This is a genomic window from Streptomyces sp. CB02414 (assembly GCF_001905385.1).
Lineage (GTDB): Bacteria > Actinomycetota > Actinomycetes > Streptomycetales > Streptomycetaceae > Streptomyces.
Window position 1 is genome coordinate 80597 of the sequence record NZ_LIPF01000009.1, and the last position, 15532, is coordinate 96128.

The 15532-nt window shown below is 73.0% G+C and carries 14 protein-coding genes; 3 read left to right on the top strand and 11 right to left on the bottom strand.

Translation table 11 applies throughout. The annotated features are described in order from the left end of the window. Positions 1–55 precede the first annotated feature (55 nt). Together AMK11_RS27510 and AMK11_RS27515 are read left to right on the top strand one after the other, a co-directional pair. On the top strand, positions 56–751 hold the full coding sequence (locus AMK11_RS27510; protein WP_073730778.1) for a DUF5995 family protein: 696 nt from the start codon (positions 56–58) through the stop codon (positions 749–751). 100 nt (positions 752–851) lie between these two features. Beyond that, positions 852–1781, top strand: a complete 930-nt coding sequence (locus tag AMK11_RS27515) for an LLM class F420-dependent oxidoreductase (RefSeq protein ID WP_073730779.1) — start codon at positions 852–854, stop codon at positions 1779–1781. Positions 1782–1790: 9 nt separating this feature from the next. Here the strand turns inward: AMK11_RS27515 and AMK11_RS27520 are convergent, their stop codons facing one another. Further along, positions 1791–3488, bottom strand: a complete 1698-nt coding sequence (locus AMK11_RS27520) for a flavin monoamine oxidase family protein (protein ID WP_073730780.1) — start codon at positions 3486–3488, stop codon at positions 1791–1793. A 50-nt stretch (positions 3489–3538) separates the two neighbouring features. Further along, positions 3539–4336: a carbon-nitrogen hydrolase family protein gene (locus AMK11_RS27525; RefSeq protein ID WP_073730781.1), complete on the bottom strand. Its 798-nt coding sequence runs from the start codon at positions 4334–4336 to the stop codon at positions 3539–3541. Positions 4337–4667: 331 nt separating this feature from the next. On the opposite strand from AMK11_RS27525, the gene AMK11_RS27530 reads away from it, so the two are divergent. After that, positions 4668–5213, top strand: a complete 546-nt coding sequence (locus AMK11_RS27530; RefSeq protein ID WP_073730782.1) for a Repetin — start codon at positions 4668–4670, stop codon at positions 5211–5213. Here the strand turns inward: AMK11_RS27530 and AMK11_RS27535 are convergent. From AMK11_RS27535 to fmt, 9 genes are all read right to left on the bottom strand, one after another. Next, complete coding sequence (locus AMK11_RS27535; protein WP_073730783.1) at positions 5182–6393, bottom strand: MFS transporter; 1212 nt, start codon at positions 6391–6393, stop codon at positions 5182–5184. The genes AMK11_RS27530 and AMK11_RS27535 overlap by 32 nt on opposite strands. Before the next feature lie 139 nt (positions 6394–6532). Further along, positions 6533–6985, bottom strand: a complete 453-nt coding sequence (locus AMK11_RS27540; protein ID WP_043375183.1) for an Lrp/AsnC family transcriptional regulator — start codon at positions 6983–6985, stop codon at positions 6533–6535. A gap of 10 nt (positions 6986–6995) precedes the next feature. Beyond that, on the bottom strand, positions 6996–8480 hold the full coding sequence (locus tag AMK11_RS27545; protein WP_073730784.1) for an amino acid permease: 1485 nt from the start codon (positions 8478–8480) through the stop codon (positions 6996–6998). Between the two features lie 403 nt (positions 8481–8883). Continuing rightward, positions 8884–10326 carry a GuaB1 family IMP dehydrogenase-related protein gene (locus AMK11_RS27550; protein ID WP_073731070.1) on the bottom strand — a complete coding sequence of 481 codons (1443 nt, stop codon included), beginning with the start codon at positions 10324–10326 and terminating at the stop codon, positions 8884–8886. A 108-nt stretch (positions 10327–10434) separates the two neighbouring features. After that, positions 10435–10788 (bottom strand): barstar family protein, encoded by a 354-nt coding sequence (locus tag AMK11_RS27555; RefSeq protein WP_073730785.1) that lies wholly within the window; start codon positions 10786–10788, stop codon positions 10435–10437. Positions 10789–10816: 28 nt separating this feature from the next. Next, positions 10817–11860: a sugar-binding transcriptional regulator gene (locus AMK11_RS27560; RefSeq protein WP_073730786.1), complete on the bottom strand. Its 1044-nt coding sequence runs from the start codon at positions 11858–11860 to the stop codon at positions 10817–10819. Positions 11861–11937: 77 nt separating this feature from the next. Next, complete coding sequence (gene rpe, locus AMK11_RS27565) at positions 11938–12624, bottom strand: ribulose-phosphate 3-epimerase (protein WP_073730787.1); 687 nt, start codon at positions 12622–12624, stop codon at positions 11938–11940. 243 nt (positions 12625–12867) lie between these two features. Then, complete coding sequence (locus AMK11_RS27570; RefSeq protein ID WP_073730788.1) at positions 12868–14286, bottom strand: RsmB/NOP family class I SAM-dependent RNA methyltransferase; 1419 nt, start codon at positions 14284–14286, stop codon at positions 12868–12870. Positions 14287–14366: 80 nt separating this feature from the next. Next, positions 14367–15299 (bottom strand): methionyl-tRNA formyltransferase, encoded by a 933-nt coding sequence (gene fmt / locus AMK11_RS27575; protein WP_073730789.1) that lies wholly within the window; start codon positions 15297–15299, stop codon positions 14367–14369. Positions 15300–15532: the final 233 nt, after the last annotated feature.

Below are 15532 nucleotides of genomic sequence, written 5' to 3' on the forward strand. Positions count from 1 at the left end.
GGAAGCACCGGGCCCGCCGGCACTCCCGCAAGCCTAAAGCTGCGACCCTGCCGCCATGGCGCACTGCGAGCAAGTCCCGACGGCCGTCCGGTCGGTGGACACGGTCCTGACCCGGATGCGCGCCCTCGATGCGGCGCTGCCCGCGCGGGACGGGGTGGCGGTCTTCAACCGCGTCTACCTGACCGTCACGGAGGCGGTCGACCGGCACATCGACGACGGCCGGTTCCCGGACGCCCGTTCGGCGATCGCGCTGGACGTGCGGTTCGCGGAGCGCTATCTGGCGGCCGTCGACGCGGTGGAGGACGGCCGCCGCCCGCCCGCCTGCTGGCGGCCCCTGTTCCAGTTCCGCCGCCATCCCGGCGTACGTCCGCTGCAGTTCGCGCTGGCGGGCATCAATGCGCACATCGGGCACGATCTCGCGCTGGCCGTGGTGGACACCTGCCGTACGCTCGGCTGCGAACCCGTCGACGTGGAGGACGAGTTCGACCGGGTGGGCGATCTCCTCGTGACGCTGGAGGAGCGGGTCCGCGAGGAGCTGATGCCGGGTCCCGACCTCCTCCAGATCGCCGACCCGCTCACCCATCTGCTCGGCTCCTGGAGCCTGGAGCGCGCCCGCGACGCCACCTGGGCGGCGGCCCGCGCGCTGTGGGCGCTGCGCCGGCTGCCGGACGTCGCCGGGGAGTTCACCGAGCGGCTGGACGCCGCGGTCGGCTTCGCGGGCCGCATGCTGCTCACCCCGCTGCCGGACTGATCCGGCCGTTCCCGGCGCGCACGTCCGGAACACCCGTGCCGTAGCTGTACGTTGCACCCTTGAGCGACATCGCGTCCCGACGGCGAAGGAGCACCCGGACATGGCGACCCGGCTCGGCCTCGGCCTCCCCCAGATGCGGCAGTACGACCTCGGCAAGGACGTCCCCGACGTGGCCCGCGCGGCGGAGGGCATGGGCTACGAGAGCCTGTGGGTCTTCGAGCGCGCCCTGTTCCCCGAGCCCGCCACCCAGGGCCTGTACGGCATCGAGGGCCTGCCCTGGCCGGACGCGTACCGGAGCGTGGCGGACCCGCTGATCACCCTGACCCTCGCCGCCGCGGCCACCGAACGGGCGGAGCTGGGCAGCAGCGTGCTGGTCGCCCCGCTGCACGGGCCGTTCCAGCTGGCCAAGGCGCTGGCCTCGCTGGACGCGGCGAGCGGCGGCCGGGTGGTGGCCGGTCTCGGCACGGGCTGGTCGCACGACGAGTACGCGGCGGCGGGCGTGCGGCCGTTCGCCGAGCGCGGGCAGGCCCTGGACGAGCTGATCGGGGTCTGCCGTGCGGTGTGGGGCCCGGACCCGGTGGTGTACGACGGGCACCTCACGAAGATCGCGTCCGCCGTGGTGGGCCCCAAGCCCGCCCGGCCCATCCCGGTACTGCTGGCGGCGGGCAGCGGGAGGGCCCGGCGCAGGCTCGTCGACCACGCCGACGGCTGGCTGCCCAACGCCCTCGGCGTCGAGGCCGTGGCCGGGCAGTGGCGGCAGCTGCGCGAGCTGGCCGAGGAACGCGGCCGTACGGAGCCGATCCGGACGGTGCTGCGGGTCAACGCCCGGTACAGCGCGTCGGCCCGGACGGGCGCCGACCGCCGCCCCTTCCACGGCAGCGTCGACCAGATCGTCGAGGACCTCGCCGCCCACGCCGAAATCGGCCTCGACGAGATCCTGATCGACCTCCAGGGCTCGGCCCGCGACGCCGGGGAGCTGACGGACCTGGCCGCCCAGGTGTACGAGAAGGCACGGGCGGCCGGGGTCTAGAACGGCCGACTAGTCCTCGGGCAGCTCGACCGGCGCGATCTCGTCGTACACGTCGCCCGGGCCGGGGTTGGTCGCGTCGGTCTGCCCGCCGAAGTGGTGCATGACGCCCCAGACCGCGTTGAGCGCGGTCTGGACGGCTCCCTCGGCCCAGCCGGCCGTCCAGGAGATGTCGTCGCCGGCGAGGAAGATGCCCCGCTTGTCCTCGGGCAGCTCCTCCTGCATGAAGTGCGTGAACAGGCGCCGCTGGTAGCGGTAGTGGCCGGGGAGGTTGGCCTTGAACGCGCCCATGAAGTAGGGCTCGTTCTCCCAGGAGACGGTCACCGGGTTGCCGATGATGTGCTTCCTGATGTCGACCTTCGGGTAGATCTCGCCGAGCGACTTCAGCATGACCTCCATCCGCTCGTTCGCGGACAGCGGCAGCCACTTCAGGCTGTCGTCGCACCAGGTGTAGGAGAGGCAGATGACGGCGGGCTTGTCCGGGCCGTCGTCCAGGAGGTAGGTGCCGCGGGTCATGCGGTCGGTGAGCGTCATCGACATGACGTCCCGGCCCGTCTCCTCGTCCTTGTCCAGCCAGAAGGGCCGGTCGACGGGTACGAAGAGCTTGGAGCTCTCCATGTAGTGGGTGCGCTCGATCGCGGTCCAGTGGTCGATCGGGAAGAGCGAGTCGTCGCAGGCGATCTTCGAGAGCAGCATCCAGGACTGGGCGGTGAAGATCGCCGCCTGGTACGTGCGGATGTCGCCGTCGGCGTCGGTCACGGTGATCCGGTTGCCGGCGGTGCGGTTCAGCCGGGTCACCGCCGGGCGCGGCTCGCCGTCCGTGTGCAGGGACTTCAGCGAGGTGCCGTACGGCCAGTGGACGATCTTCTCCGGCTCTCGCTCCCACATCCTCAGCGGCAGCTGCTGGGAGCCGCCGACGATGCCGCGGTGGTGGTCGTCGGCCTCGGTGTAGACGACGCGGAGGATCTCCAGGATGGAGTTGGGGAAGTCGGTGTCCCAGCCGCCGGTGCCGAAGCCGACCTGGCCGAAGATCTCGCGGTGCCGGAAGGACTTGAAGGCCTCGGAGTCGCAGAGGAAGCCGTAGAAGGTCTGGTTGTCGAGCTTCTCGACGAGCCTGGCCCAGATCTCGCGGATGCGCGGTACGTCGCGCTCGCGCAGGGCGCGGTTCATGTCGGAGAAGTCGGCGCCCTCCTCCAGGCACTTCGCCCAGGCGTCGGCGACGTCCCGGTAGACCTGCGGCAGGTCGTCGAGGGTCTCGGCGTAGTGCGACTCGCCCTTGAGGTCGACGACCGTGGAGGGCGTGGCCTCGGCGAGCGGGTTGGGGAAGGGGCTCGTCCTCAGGCCGACCAGGTCGATGTAGTGCTGGAGCGCGGTCGAGGAGGGCGGGAAGCGCATCGCGCCCATCTCGGCGGTCAGCGACTCGTCGCAGCCGTCGAAGCCGACGGTGCGCAGCCGGCCGCCGATCTTGTCGGCCTCGTAGACGACGGGCTTGAGGCCCATCTTCATCAGTTCGTAGGCGGCGACGATGCCGGAGAGGCCGCCGCCGATGACGGCGACCTCGGTGCCGTGCTCGGTGGCGGGTATCTGGCCGAGGCCGGCGGGGTGGGCGAGGAAGTCGTCGTACGCGTACGGGAAGTCCGGCCCGAACATGGTGATCGGCGGCTGCTGCTCGTCTGCGTGCTCGATCGCGTTGGGCACGGTGGACGTCATGGGGTACGGACTCCTTGCGGGGTGGAGCGGGGGGCTGGGCTTCTGGTGGTTCAGCGGTTGCGGACGAGGGACCCGTAGAGGCCGGGGAGGCGGTCCTTCAGGTACGGGTTGGCCTCGCGGGAGGCGGCGAGGAAGGCCGGGTCGGCGTCGGCGAGGACCAGTTCCTCACCGCGCCCGGCGCGGGCCCGGGACGTTCCGTCGGGGCCGGCGAGCACGGACAGCCCGACGAACTCGAAGTCGCCCTCGGGCCCGGTCCGGTTGACGTACGCGACGTACATCTGGTTCTCGAAGGCCCGCACCGGCACGACCGACTCGGCGACGAACTGGAACGGGTGCATCTGCGCGGTCGGGACCAGCAGCAGGTCGGTGCCGGCCAGGGCGTGGGCGCGGACGTTCTCCGGGAACTCCACGTCGTAGCAGATCATCAGGCCGACGGTGAGACCGTTCAGCTCGGCCTGGACGACGGGCTGTTCGCCGGGGGTGAAGTGGTCGCGCTCGAAGCAGCCGAAGAGGTGGGTCTTGCGGTAGTTCGCCAGGCGGGTGCCGTCGGCGGCGATCAGCTGCACGGAGTTGAAGACACGCTCGCCGTCCCGCTCGGGGTAGCCGTACGCGACGGCCAGGCCGTGGCGCCCGGCGGTCTCCGCGACGGCGTCGGCCGAGTCGCCGTCGGCGGGCTCGGCGAGCACGGCGATGTCGTCGCCGATCGCGTAGCCGGTCAGGAACAGCTCCGAGGTGACGAGCAGCCCGGCACCCGAGGCCGCGGCGCGGGCGGCGGCCTCGTCGAGGACCTTGAGGTTCTCGGCGACGGAGCCGGGCCGGCCGGAGCTCTGGAGCAGGGCGGTGCGCATGCGTGTTCCTCACCGGAGGGTAGGGGGTCGGTGGGCCAGATAGACGGTACGGTCGGCGCGCTCGGCGGGACAAGAAGGACGCGTTGCGCGCCGGTGAGCGGATCGTTGCGTGCGCCCGGCATCTCCCGGCGATTCGTTGCGCCGCCCCCGTGCCACCCCGTGCCGCCCCCGTGCTCCCCTCCCGTCATCCCCGAGAAGGGGACCCCTCCGCCCCTCCCCCGCCGCGCGGCGGAGGCCGCTCCCGCCCTGAGCGCGATGTGAAGCGGGCGCCGCGCCGGGACAGTGGTGACCGTTCGGTTCACCGGCTTCAATCCTTGGGAGAGGACCCGCCATGAAACGCCGTACGACGACCGCCATGCTCTGCGTCGCCCTGCTGCTGACCGCCGTCACCTCGGGCGCGGCCGTCGCCTCCGGCCCCCACGAGGGGCGCCCCCCGCGGGAGGCCGCCGCGCTGACCGGCACCGCGAAGCTGTACCGGTCGGCCGGTGACGACATCACCTTCACCTTCGACGCCCACCTGGCGGCCAAGGACAACGACGATCCGCTCAAGGCCACCGGGACTTTCGAGTTCAGCCACTACCTGAACGGCTGGGGTGCCCGGGCGAAGGGCGAGGTCGACTGTCTGATCACCGGCGGTGACGTGGCCGTCGTCTCCGGCGTCATCACCGAATCCGACCTGCCCGGGGCGGAGGGCAAGCGGGTCGGCGTCACCGTCCACGACCGCGGCCACCACGACCGGCTCGGCTACAGCTGGGCCGCGACGGGCAGCCCAGCCGAGGGCGGGGAGCTGCCCCGGTGCGTGTCGTCGGCGCCCTTCGAAAAGGTCAAGAAGGGGACCGGCGACTTCACGGTCGTGCCCTGGCAGCCGCGGCTGTAGTCCGGGCGGCGGCGGCCAGCAGCAGCGCCGTCACCAGGTACGGCACCGCGGCCCAGACGAACGCGGTGCCGTGCCCCGTCACCGAGGCGGCCGCCGCGTAGGCGCCGTAGGTGGCGAGGGTACCCAGTTCGGTGCCCAGGCCCGCGACCGAGGTCAGCGTGGCCCGTCCGGTGTCGTCGATACGCCGCTGGAGGCGGGCGTCGGCCAGCACGGTCGCCAGCTGGAAGCCGCCGAAGGCCAGGGCGACGAGGACGAGGGCGGGCGGGGTGCCCGCCGCGGCACCGGCCGCCAGGGCCAGCGCGGAACCGGCGAGCAGGACGGCGAACCCGGTGGTGGTCAGGCGTTCGGCGGGACCGGCCAGCAGGCTCCCGGCCGTGGCGCCGGCCCAGATCACGAGCAGCAGCCAGGGGACGGTCTCCTGCGCCACGCCGGTGTCGTGGGCCAGCAGCGGCGTGTACTCGTCGAGCGCGCCCCACACCGCGGTCACGGCCGGGACGAGCAGGAGCGCACCGCGCACGGAACGGTCGGTGCGGGCCTCGGCGAGCCCGGCCCGCAGGGTCGCGGTCCAGCGGTCGCCGTCGGCGGAGGGTGTGCGGTGCTCGGGGAACCGGCTCGCCACGGCCGCCCCGGCCAGGCAGACCAGCACGCTCGCCGCGCCCACCGCGTCGTAGCCGCCCCAGGCGAAGACCGGGCCGGCCAGGCCCATCGCGGCCATCGTCGCGGCGATGCCGATCGCCCGCGCCCGGCCCATGACCCGGGCGTACCGGTCGGCGGCGCCGGCCCGGTCCAGCTCGTCGTAGACCAGCGCCTCCAGCGCCCCGGAGCCGAGCGCCCCACCGGCGCCCCACAGCACGAAGCCGAGCGCGAAGGCGCCGTAGGAGGGCACGAGGACCCACAGGGCGAAGCCGGCGGCGGTGAGCAGCGGGCCCAGCACCAGCAGCAGGCGCCGGGAGACCGCGTCGGCCCAGGCGCCGGAGGGCACCTCCAGCAGGACGCCGGTCAGCGACCACAGGGCGAACAGGGACGACAGCTGCCAGACGGACAGACCGGTGTCGCTGAAGAGCAGCGCGTACACCGGGTAGAGCAGGACGAACTCGTCGCAGAACGCGGATGCGTACAGCGTGCGCGTCAGCCGCCGGACACCGGCGGTCGTGGGGGCACGCTCGGGTGAGAGAGTCATGAGGCCTTCCCGAGGGGGCGGATCGGACACCGGAGGTACGGCGTCCGCGGCGGCCCTCGGGAGGAGGCGCGGCTGGTGGATCAATGTCGCCAGGTCATGGCACCGATGGTAGTCGGGTGACCCGGCCTCGGTCCCGGGATTACGTGGGCGAGCCCGACGAGTAGCGCCGCAGCAGCGGAGACAGGACCAGCACGGACTTGGTCCGCTCGACGAACGGCTCCCCGGCGATCCGCTCCAGGACCCGTTCGAAGTGGCGCATGTCGGAGGCGAAGACCTGGGCGACCGCGTCCGCGTCCCCGGTGACGGTGGACGCGGCCACGACCTCCTGGTAGCGCTCCAGACCCCGCTGGATGGTCTCCGGCGAGGTGTTGCGGCGGCAGAAGATCTCGACGAACCCCTCGGTCTCCCAGCCGAGCGCGGCGGGGTCGACCCGGACGGTGAAGCCGGTGATGGCTCCGGTGGCGCGCAGCCGGTCCACCCGCCGTTTCACGGCGGGCGCGGACAGGCCGACCGACTGCCCGATGTCCGCGTAGGAGCGGCGGGCGTCCTCGGCGAGGGCGTGCACGATGCGTTCGTCGAGATCGTTCAGCACTGCGGGTGGTTCACTTCGCTTCTGGTGTCACGGTGTCCGGTGCGGCCAGCCGGGAGCGGCGGTGGCCGTAACCGAAGTAGATCACGAGCCCGACCGCCATCCAGACACCGAACACGACCCAGGTGACGGTGGACAGGCTGCCCATCATCCAGACGCAGAAGGCGAAGCCCAGCGCCGGAAGGACCGGCGACAGCGGCACCCGGAAGGTGCGGCGCATGTCGGGGCGGGTCCGGCGCAGCACCACGACGGCCACGTTGACCAGGGCGAAGGCGAAGAGGGTGCCGATGCTGGTGGCGTCGGCGAGCTGTCCGAGCGGGATGGCGGCGGCCAGGACGCCGCAGAACAGGGAGACGATCAGCGTGTTGGCGCGGGGTGCGCCGGTCTTCGGGTGGACGCGGGAGAACACCTTCGGCACCAGCCCGTCGCGGGACATGGCGAACAGGACGCGGGTCTGGCCGTAGAGCACGGTCAGGACGACGCTGGCGATGGCGACGACCGCGCAGAAGGCCAGCAGGGTCCCCCAGAAGTCCTGGCCGGTGACGTCGGTCATGATCTGGGCGAGGGAGGCCTCGGAGTCGGTGAAGGTGCGCCAGGGGCGGGCACCGACGGCGACGGCGGCGACGAGGACGTACAGCACCGTGACGATGACCAGGGACAGCATGATCGCGCGGGGCAGGTCGCGCTGGGCGTTCTTGGCCTCCTCACCGGCGGTGGAGGCGGCGTCGAAGCCGATGTACGAGAAGAAGAGCGTGGCGCCGGCCGCGCTGACGCCGGCCATGCCGAGCGGCATGAAGTTCTCGTAGTTGCCGGAGCGGAAGCCCTGGACGCCGATCGCGCAGAAGAGCACCAGCGCGGCGATCTTCACGACCACCATGATCGTGTTGGCGCGGGCGGACTCGCGGGCGCCGCCGAGCAGGAACGTCATGGCGAGCAGCACGACGATCAGCGCGGGCAGGTTGAAGACGCCGCCGTCGCCGGGCGGGGCGGACAGGGCGGCCGGGATGGTGACGCCGATGGTGCCGTCGAGGAGTTCGTTGAGGTACTCGCCCCAGCCGACGGCGACGGCGGCGACGGACACGCCGTACTCCAGGACCAGGCACCAGCCGCAGACCCAGGCGACCAGCTCGCCCATCGTGGCGTAGGCGTACGAGTAGGAGGAGCCGGAGACCGGGATGGTGCCGGCCAGTTCGGCGTAGGACAGGGCCGAGAAGAGCGCCGTGAGTCCGGCGATGACGAAGGAGAGCGTGACCGCCGGGCCGGCCTTGGGGACGGCCTCGCCGAGGACGACGAAGATGCCGGTGCCGAGGGTGGCGCCGATGCTGATCATCGTGAGCTGCCACAGGCCGAGGGAGCGGCGCAGCGTGCCGCCCTCGCCCTGGCCGCCCTCGGCGACCAGCGTTTCCACGGGCTTGCGGCGCATGAGGCGCGCGGCCAGGCCCGGGGACGCGGGGCCGGCCGGTGTGTCGTGGTGCGGGGGTGCGCCTTGGTCGAGCACGCGTTGACTCCTTTGTCGCTGCCGGTCGGGCCCGTCGGTGTGAGCGGACGGGCTCGCGGCGGGCTCTGGAGCGGCGGGGACGCGGCGGGCAGCCGTGCACAAGCACGGAGACCCACCGAGCGGGGTCCCCGCCACGCCACGTACAGCGCAGAACACTACGAGGGGGGCGCCGCGCCGGTAATGCAGCAACCTTGCGCATCTGAGCACGATCGTTGCGTTGCCCGGGGCGGGGCGTGTGTTCGTTGCGCGGAGGGTGCACAGCGTTGCGCACGGGCCCGGCTGCCGACGGATCGAGCCTGGTCAGGGCCCGTCCACCGGCCGGGTCGATCGCCTGAAAGGGAGCGGCCCCCGCCCTTCCCGGGCGGCGGGAGGGACGGGGGCCGTGCGGCGCGGACGCGCGGCGTCAGCTCCAGCTGGCGTGCAGCGGCTTGCCCTCGGCGTAGCCGGCGGCGCTCTGGATGCCGACGATGGCCTTCTCGGCGAACTCCTCCAGGGAGCCGGCGCCGGCGTAGGTGCAGGAGGAGCGGACACCCGCGATGATCGCGTCGATCAGGTCCTCGACGCCGGGGCGGGCCGGGTCGAGGAACATGCGGGAGGTGGAGATGCCCTCCTCGAACAGCGCCTTGCGGGCCCGGTCGTAGGCCGACTCCTCGGAGGTGCGGTTGCGCACCGCGCGGGCGGAGGCCATGCCGAAGGACTCCTTGTAGGCGCGGCCGTTGGCGTCGTGCTGGAGGTCGCCCGGGGACTCGTAGGTCCCGGCGAACCAGGAGCCAACCATCACGTTGGACGCGCCGGCCGCGAGGGCCATGGCCACGTCGCGCGGGTGGCGGACGCCGCCGTCGGCCCACACGTGCTTGCCGTACTTCTTCGCCTCGGCGGCGCACTCCAGGACGGCGGAGAACTGCGGCCGGCCGACGCCGGTCATCATGCGGGTGGTGCACATGGCGCCGGGGCCGACGCCGACCTTGATGATGTCGGCGCCCGCCTCGATCAGGTCGCGCACGCCCTGGGCGGAGACGATGTTGCCCGCGACGATCGGGACCTGCGGGTCGAGGTCGCGCACCACCTTGACCGCGCTGATCATCGACTCCTGGTGGCCGTGCGCGGTGTCGATGACGAGCGTGTCCACGCCGGCGTCGAGCAGCTGCTTGGCCTTGCCGGCCACGTCGCCGTTGATGCCGACGGCGGCGGCGATGCGGAGCCTGCCGTTGGCGTCGGTGGCCGGGGTGTAGAGGGTGGCGCGCAGGGCGCCCTTGCGGGTGAGGATGCCGGCCAGGCGGCCGTCCGCGTCCACGGCGGGCGCGTAGCGGCGGTTGGCGGCGTCGAGGGTGTTGAAGGCCTCGCGCGGGTCCAGGTCCGCGTCGATGAGGAGCAGGTCCTTGGACATGACCTCTTCGAGCTGGGTGAAGCGGTCGACGCCGGTCAGGTCGGTGTCGGTGACCACGCCGACCGGCTTGTGGTCCTCGTCGACGACGACACCGGCGTTGTGCGCCCGCTTGGGCAGCAGGGAGAGCGCGTCGGCGACGGTCTGGTGCGGGGCCAGCACGATGGGGGTGTCCAGGACCAGGTGGCGGCTCTTCACCCAGGAGACGACGTCGGTGACGACCTCGATCGGGATGTCCTGCGGGATGACGACGAGGCCGCCGCGCCGGGCCATCGTCTCGGCCATGCGGCGCCCGGCGATGGCGGTCATGTTGGCGACGACCAGCGGGATGGTGGTGCCCGTGCCGTCCGGGGAGCCGAGGTCCACGCCCTGCCGGGAGCCGACGGCGCTGCGGCTCGGCACCATGAAGACGTCGTCGTACGTCAGGTCGTACGAGGGCTGGATGTCATTGAGGAAACGCACGTGCTGCACATCCCAGTCGATCAGAGGTGGCCCCCGGACAGGTCAGCCAGGGGGAAAGAGCACGTACTTCATTCTCCCATGCCGGGTGGCCGGTAATCCCCGGGCAGATCATCCAGGCTGGTCAGCGGCCTCCTTGGAGGAACCTCCAGGGCCGAGGGCGACGAAGAGCCCCGGGCCCCGGTCCGTCGCCTCGGCGAAGACCTCCTCGGCGACCGCCCACTCGTCCGGCCGCTCCTCGGCGTACGCCCGCCAGCCCCGGACGACCAGGACCAGCCCCTGCTCCCGCGCTCCCTCGGGCCAGACGGAGGGGTCGGCGAGGGAGTCGGCGAGCGCGTCCCAGTTCCGCCCGAACCAGTCGGGCAGCGCGAGGTCGCGGGCGCAGCGGTCCATCAGGCCCGCCTTGTCCGTGACGCCGTCGAGGTCCAGCGTGACCACGAGCCGCCCCGCGGGGTCCTCGGTCATCGTCCCTCACCTTTCTCCTGAACGCCCGTCAGACGCCGTCCGGGTCGGCCCGGTTGAGCGTCGACTTGGGCGTCGGACCGGCCGTCATCAGGTAGTCGGCGGCCGACGTGTCCGTCACCAGGCTGGTGACCAGCCCGGAACGCAGCACCGCGTCGATGGCCGCCGCCTTGCGCTGCCCGCCCGCGATCGCCACGACCTCGGGGATACGGCGGAGCTGGTCGGCCTTGACCGTGATGCACCGCTCCCCCAGGTCGCGCCCGACCCGGCGCCCCTCCGCGTCGAAGAGGTGCGCGGACATCTCGGCGGCGACACCGAGCGAGGCGTAGTGCGCGCGCTCCTCGTCGCTGAGCATGTCGTGCACCGTCGAGATGCCCGGCTCCCAGGAACCGATGGAGACGCAGGCGACCGTGACCTTGTCGAAGTACTCGAAGGCCCGGGCGATCCCGGTCTGGTGGCGCAGCGCCTGCGCGGTCGCCGCGTCCGGCAGCAGCATCGGCGCGTAGATGGGGTGGGCATCGCCGCCCGACACCTGGGCGGCGCGGCGGACGGCCTCGACCGAGCCGCGCTCGGCGGTCCCGGCGTCGTACACGCCCGTCAGCTGCACCACTGTGCACGGCGGCAGCCGGTCCAGCGCCGCCGCCATGTGGATGGTGGACCGGCCCCAGGCCAGGCCGAGCACATCGCCCTCGTTGACCAGCTCGCCGAGCAGGTCGGCGGCCACCTCGCCCAGGTTCTCCGGGTCGGGCGTCTCCTCGGCGTCGGCCGGGGACTCCACGACCACGGCGTGCCTGAGGCCGTAGCGGGCCCGCAGGGCGTCCGAGCGCTCGGCGTCCAGCTCGGCCGGCACCCGGATCTCGATTCGTACTAGGTCTCTCTCGAGGGCGGTCTCGAGAACCCGGGCCACCTTGAAGCGGCTGACGCCGAACTCCTCCGCGATCTGGATCTTGGACTTGCCCTCGAGGTAGAAGCGGCGGGCCATGGCCGCCGCCTGGACCAGCTCAGCGGGTCCCATCCGCATGGCTGAACGGCCCGCCGACATACCCGACACGGCGTTCTCCTCACTGCTGTTCACACTCTGGATTCGCCGTTCATCCTTGCAGATTCGGCGCGCTTGATCAGCCCTGATGGGAGCCGTTCACGTTCTGTTCCTCAGTGGTCGCACGCCCAGGACGCCTTGGCGGTGGCCGCGTCGGCCTGGTTGCGCAGTGCACGTACCGCCTCGGCCGGGTCGGACGCCCCGTACACGGCGGAACCCGCGACGAAGACGTCCGCTCCGGCGTCGGCGCACTGCTCGATCGTCGACGCCGAGACGCCTCCGTCGACCTGGAGCCACAGCTCCAGACCATGCTTCTTGATCAGCTCACGGGTGCGGCGGATCTTCGGCAGCATGATGTCGAGGAACGCCTGCCCACCGAAGCCGGGTTCAACCGTCATGATCAGCAGCATGTCGAGCTCGGGGAGCAGGTCCTCGTACGGCTCGATCGGCGTCGCGGGCCGCAGCGCCATGGAGGCGCGGGCTCCCTTGGCCCGGATCTCGCGGGCGAGACGCACGGGGGCGGTGGCCGCCTCGACGTGGAAGGTGACGGAACCGGCGCCGGCCTCCACGTACTGGGGGGCCCAGCGGTCGGGGGCCTCGATCATGAGGTGGCAGTCCAGCGGGGTGTCCGTCGCCCGGGCCAGGGACTCCACGATCGGGACGCCGAGGGTGAGGTTCGGGACGAAGTGGTTGTCCATGACGTCGACGTGGAGCCAGTCGGCTCCCTCGACCGCCTTGGCCTCGTCCGCGAGGCGGGCGAAGTCGGCGGACAGGATGCTGGGGTTGATCTGCGCGGCCATGCCCCCAAGCCTGCCATGCCCTCCGGGGGTGAGCGGCATCGGTCCCGGGGGGTGGGGGTCGGTTGTCGGGTGCGGGTGGGTGGGGGCTGGTCGCGCAGTTCCCCGCGCCCCTGGGGGGTGTCCTTCTGGGCGCGGGGTGTGAGTGAAGCGGCTCTGTCCGGCCCCGGGGGGGGGATGGTCGTCGGGTGTCGGTCGGGTGGGGGCTGGGTGCGCTCCCCTGCCGGCGCCTGCGTGGGCCCGTGTCTACGCGGTGCGGCGGATCAGGGACAGGTACATCGCGTCGGTGCCGTGGAGGTGGGGCCAGAGCTGGATGTCGGGGCCCTCGCCGAGATGGGGGACGTCCGGGAGGAGGGGGCGGGCGTCGATGAGTTCGGTGTCGGGGTGCTGTTTGAGGACGTCCGCGACCACCGCCCGGGTCTCGGCGAGGTGGGGCGAGCAGGTCGCGTAGGCGACGACGCCGCCGACGCGGACGGCGTCGAGCGCGCTGCCCAGCAGGGCCCGCTGGAGCGGGGCGAAGCCGTCCAGATCCTCGGGGCGGCGGCGCCAGCGGGCCTCCGGGCGGCGGCGCAGGGCGCCGAGGCCGGTGCACGGCACGTCGACCAGGACGCGGTCGAAGCTGCCCGGACGCCATGCGGGGCGGGTGCCGTCGGCGGTGATCACCTGGTACGGCCCGGGGTTGCCGTCCAGGGCCTTGGCCACCAGACCGGCGCGGTGCGGCTGCTTCTCGGAGGCGAGGAGGAAGGCGCCGCGTTCGGCGGCCAGGGCGCCGAGCAGCGCGGCCTTGCCGCCGGGGCCCGCGCACCCGTCCAGCCAGCGCCGGTCCGGGCCGTCCAGGGGCGCGTTGGCCAGGGCCAGGGCGACGAGCTGGCTGCCCTCGTCCTGGACGCCGGCCCGGTTCTCCCGTACGGCCTCGACGGCGCCGGGCTCGCCGCCCTCGCTCAGGCGCACGGCGTACGGGGACCAGCGGCCCGGAACGGCGGCCTCCTCGGCGAGCAGCTCGTCGCGGGTGGCCCGGCCGGGGCGGGCGACCAGGGTGACCTCGGGACGCTCGTTGTCCGCGGCCAGCAGCTCCTCCATGCCGGCCCGGCCGCCGCCGAGCGAGTCCCACAGCGCCGAGACGACCCAGCGGGGGTGCGAGTGCACGACGGCGAGGTGGTCCTCGGGGTCCTCGTCGTAGGGCGGGGCGACCCGCTCCAGCCACCCGTCGAGATCGTCCCGCGCGACCTTGCGCAGCACGGCGTTGACGAACTTGGCCCGTCCGTCGCCGAGCATGACCCGCGCCAGCTCCACGGAGGCGGACACGGCCGCGTGACTCGGGATCCGCGTGCCGAGCAGCTGGTGGACACCCAGGCTGAGGACGTCCAGCACCGGCGGGTCGACCTCCCGCAGCGGCCGGTCGACGCAGTCGGCGATGATCGCGTCGTACGTGCCCTGCCTGCGCAGCGTCCCGTACACCAGCTCGGTCGCCAGCGCCGCGTCCCGCGCGTCGAAGTCCCCCTGCTCGCGGGCCTTGCGCAGCAGCGGCGGCAGGACGAGGTTGGCGTACGCGTCCCGCTCGTCCACGGCCCTGAGCGCCTCGAAGGCGAGGATGCGGACGGGGTCCTTCTGGGGCCTGCGGTACGGCTTGCCGGGCTTGCGGGGACGGCGGGGCTGCTCGCTCACGAAAAAGGTGCTCCGGGTGTGGGGTGAAGTGCGCTCACCAGCGTACGCCGGGCCGGTGAACGGTGGTGCGCAGGCGCAGGTCAGCCGCCCAGCAGCTCGCCCTCGGCGATCCGCACGCCGCGCGCCCAGTCGGCGGCGCGCATCGGCTTCTTGCCCTGGGCCTGCACCCACAGCAGCTCGACGGCGTGCGAGCCGGTGCCGACGTACACGTTGTTCTTGCCCGCGGCGAGCCGCCCGGGGGCGAGGTCGGTCCGGTCCGGGGCCGGGACCGCCTGCACGAGCTTCAGCCGCTCGCCGCGGAAGGTGGTCCAGGCGCCGGGGGCGGGGGTGCAGCCGCGCACCACCCGGTCCACGCGCAGCGCCGGGGCGGACCAGTCGACCCGGGCGTCCTCGACGGTGATCTTCGGGGCGAGGGTGACGCCGTCGGAGGGCTGCGGCACCGCCTTCAGGCTGCCGTCCTCGATGCCGTCCATGGTGGCCGCCAGCAGCCCGGCCCCGGCGAAGGCGAGCCGGGTCAGCAGGTCGCCGCTGGTGTCGGTGGGGCGGACGGTCTCGGTGACCGTGCCGTAGACGGGGCCGGAGTCCAGGCCCTCCTCGATCAGGAAGGTGGACGCGCCGGTGATCTCGTCGCCCGCCATCAGCGCGTGCTGCACGGGCGCGGCCCCACGCCAGGCGGGCAGCAGCGAGAAGTGCAGGTTGACCCAGCCGCGGGCGGGCACGTCGAGGGCGACGCGGGGCAGCAGCGCCCCGTAGGCGACGACGGGGCAGCAGTCGGGCCCGATCTCGCGCAGCCGCTCCAGGAACTCCGGCTCGCGCGGCCTGGCGGGCTTGAGCACCTCGATCCCGGCCTCCTCGGCCCGCTCGGCCACGGGAGAGGCGACCAGCCGGCGACCGCGCCCGGCCGGAGCGTCGGGCCGCGTGACGACGGCGGCCACCTCGTGGCGCCCGGAGGCGATCAGGGCGTCCAGGGCGGGAACGGCGACCTCGGGGGTGCCGGCGAAGACGAGCTTCATGGGTGGGACGGGCCTCTCGGGCAGGGGCGGACAGCGGGCAGCGCACCAGTCTACGAGCCCGGAGAACACGGGTAGCCGCCGACGGCGACGCACCCCCGCGGCAGACCTCGGCTTCTCGGCCGACTGGAAACGAGTGGTGCGCGGGCGGGAGAGAACCCGCCGAAGGCCGAAGGCCGAGGCGCACACCCCCCGAAACCAGGCGCACGCATATGCCGCCACGCCCCCACCCCGTG

Excerpts from the sequence above, each read along its gene's own strand:
- AMK11_RS27555 (WP_073730785.1), bottom strand. The coding sequence starts at position 10,788 with ATGACCGAGGACCCCGCGGGGCGGCTCGTGGTCACGCTGGACCTCGAC.
- AMK11_RS27525 (WP_073730781.1), bottom strand. The coding sequence starts at position 4,336 with ATGCGCACCGCCCTGCTCCAGAGCTCCGGCCGGCCCGGCTCCGTCGCC.
- fmt (WP_073730789.1), bottom strand. The coding sequence starts at position 15,299 with ATGAAGCTCGTCTTCGCCGGCACCCCCGAGGTCGCCGTTCCCGCCCTG.
- AMK11_RS27520 (WP_073730780.1), bottom strand. The coding sequence starts at position 3,488 with ATGACGTCCACCGTGCCCAACGCGATCGAGCACGCAGACGAGCAGCAG.
- AMK11_RS27515 (WP_073730779.1), top strand. The coding sequence starts at position 852 with ATGGCGACCCGGCTCGGCCTCGGCCTCCCCCAGATGCGGCAGTACGAC.
- AMK11_RS27535 (WP_073730783.1), bottom strand. The coding sequence starts at position 6,393 with ATGACTCTCTCACCCGAGCGTGCCCCCACGACCGCCGGTGTCCGGCGG.
- AMK11_RS27510 (WP_073730778.1), top strand. The coding sequence starts at position 56 with ATGGCGCACTGCGAGCAAGTCCCGACGGCCGTCCGGTCGGTGGACACG.
- rpe (WP_073730787.1), bottom strand. The coding sequence starts at position 12,624 with ATGGCCGCGCAGATCAACCCCAGCATCCTGTCCGCCGACTTCGCCCGC.
- AMK11_RS27530 (WP_073730782.1), top strand. The coding sequence starts at position 4,668 with ATGAAACGCCGTACGACGACCGCCATGCTCTGCGTCGCCCTGCTGCTG.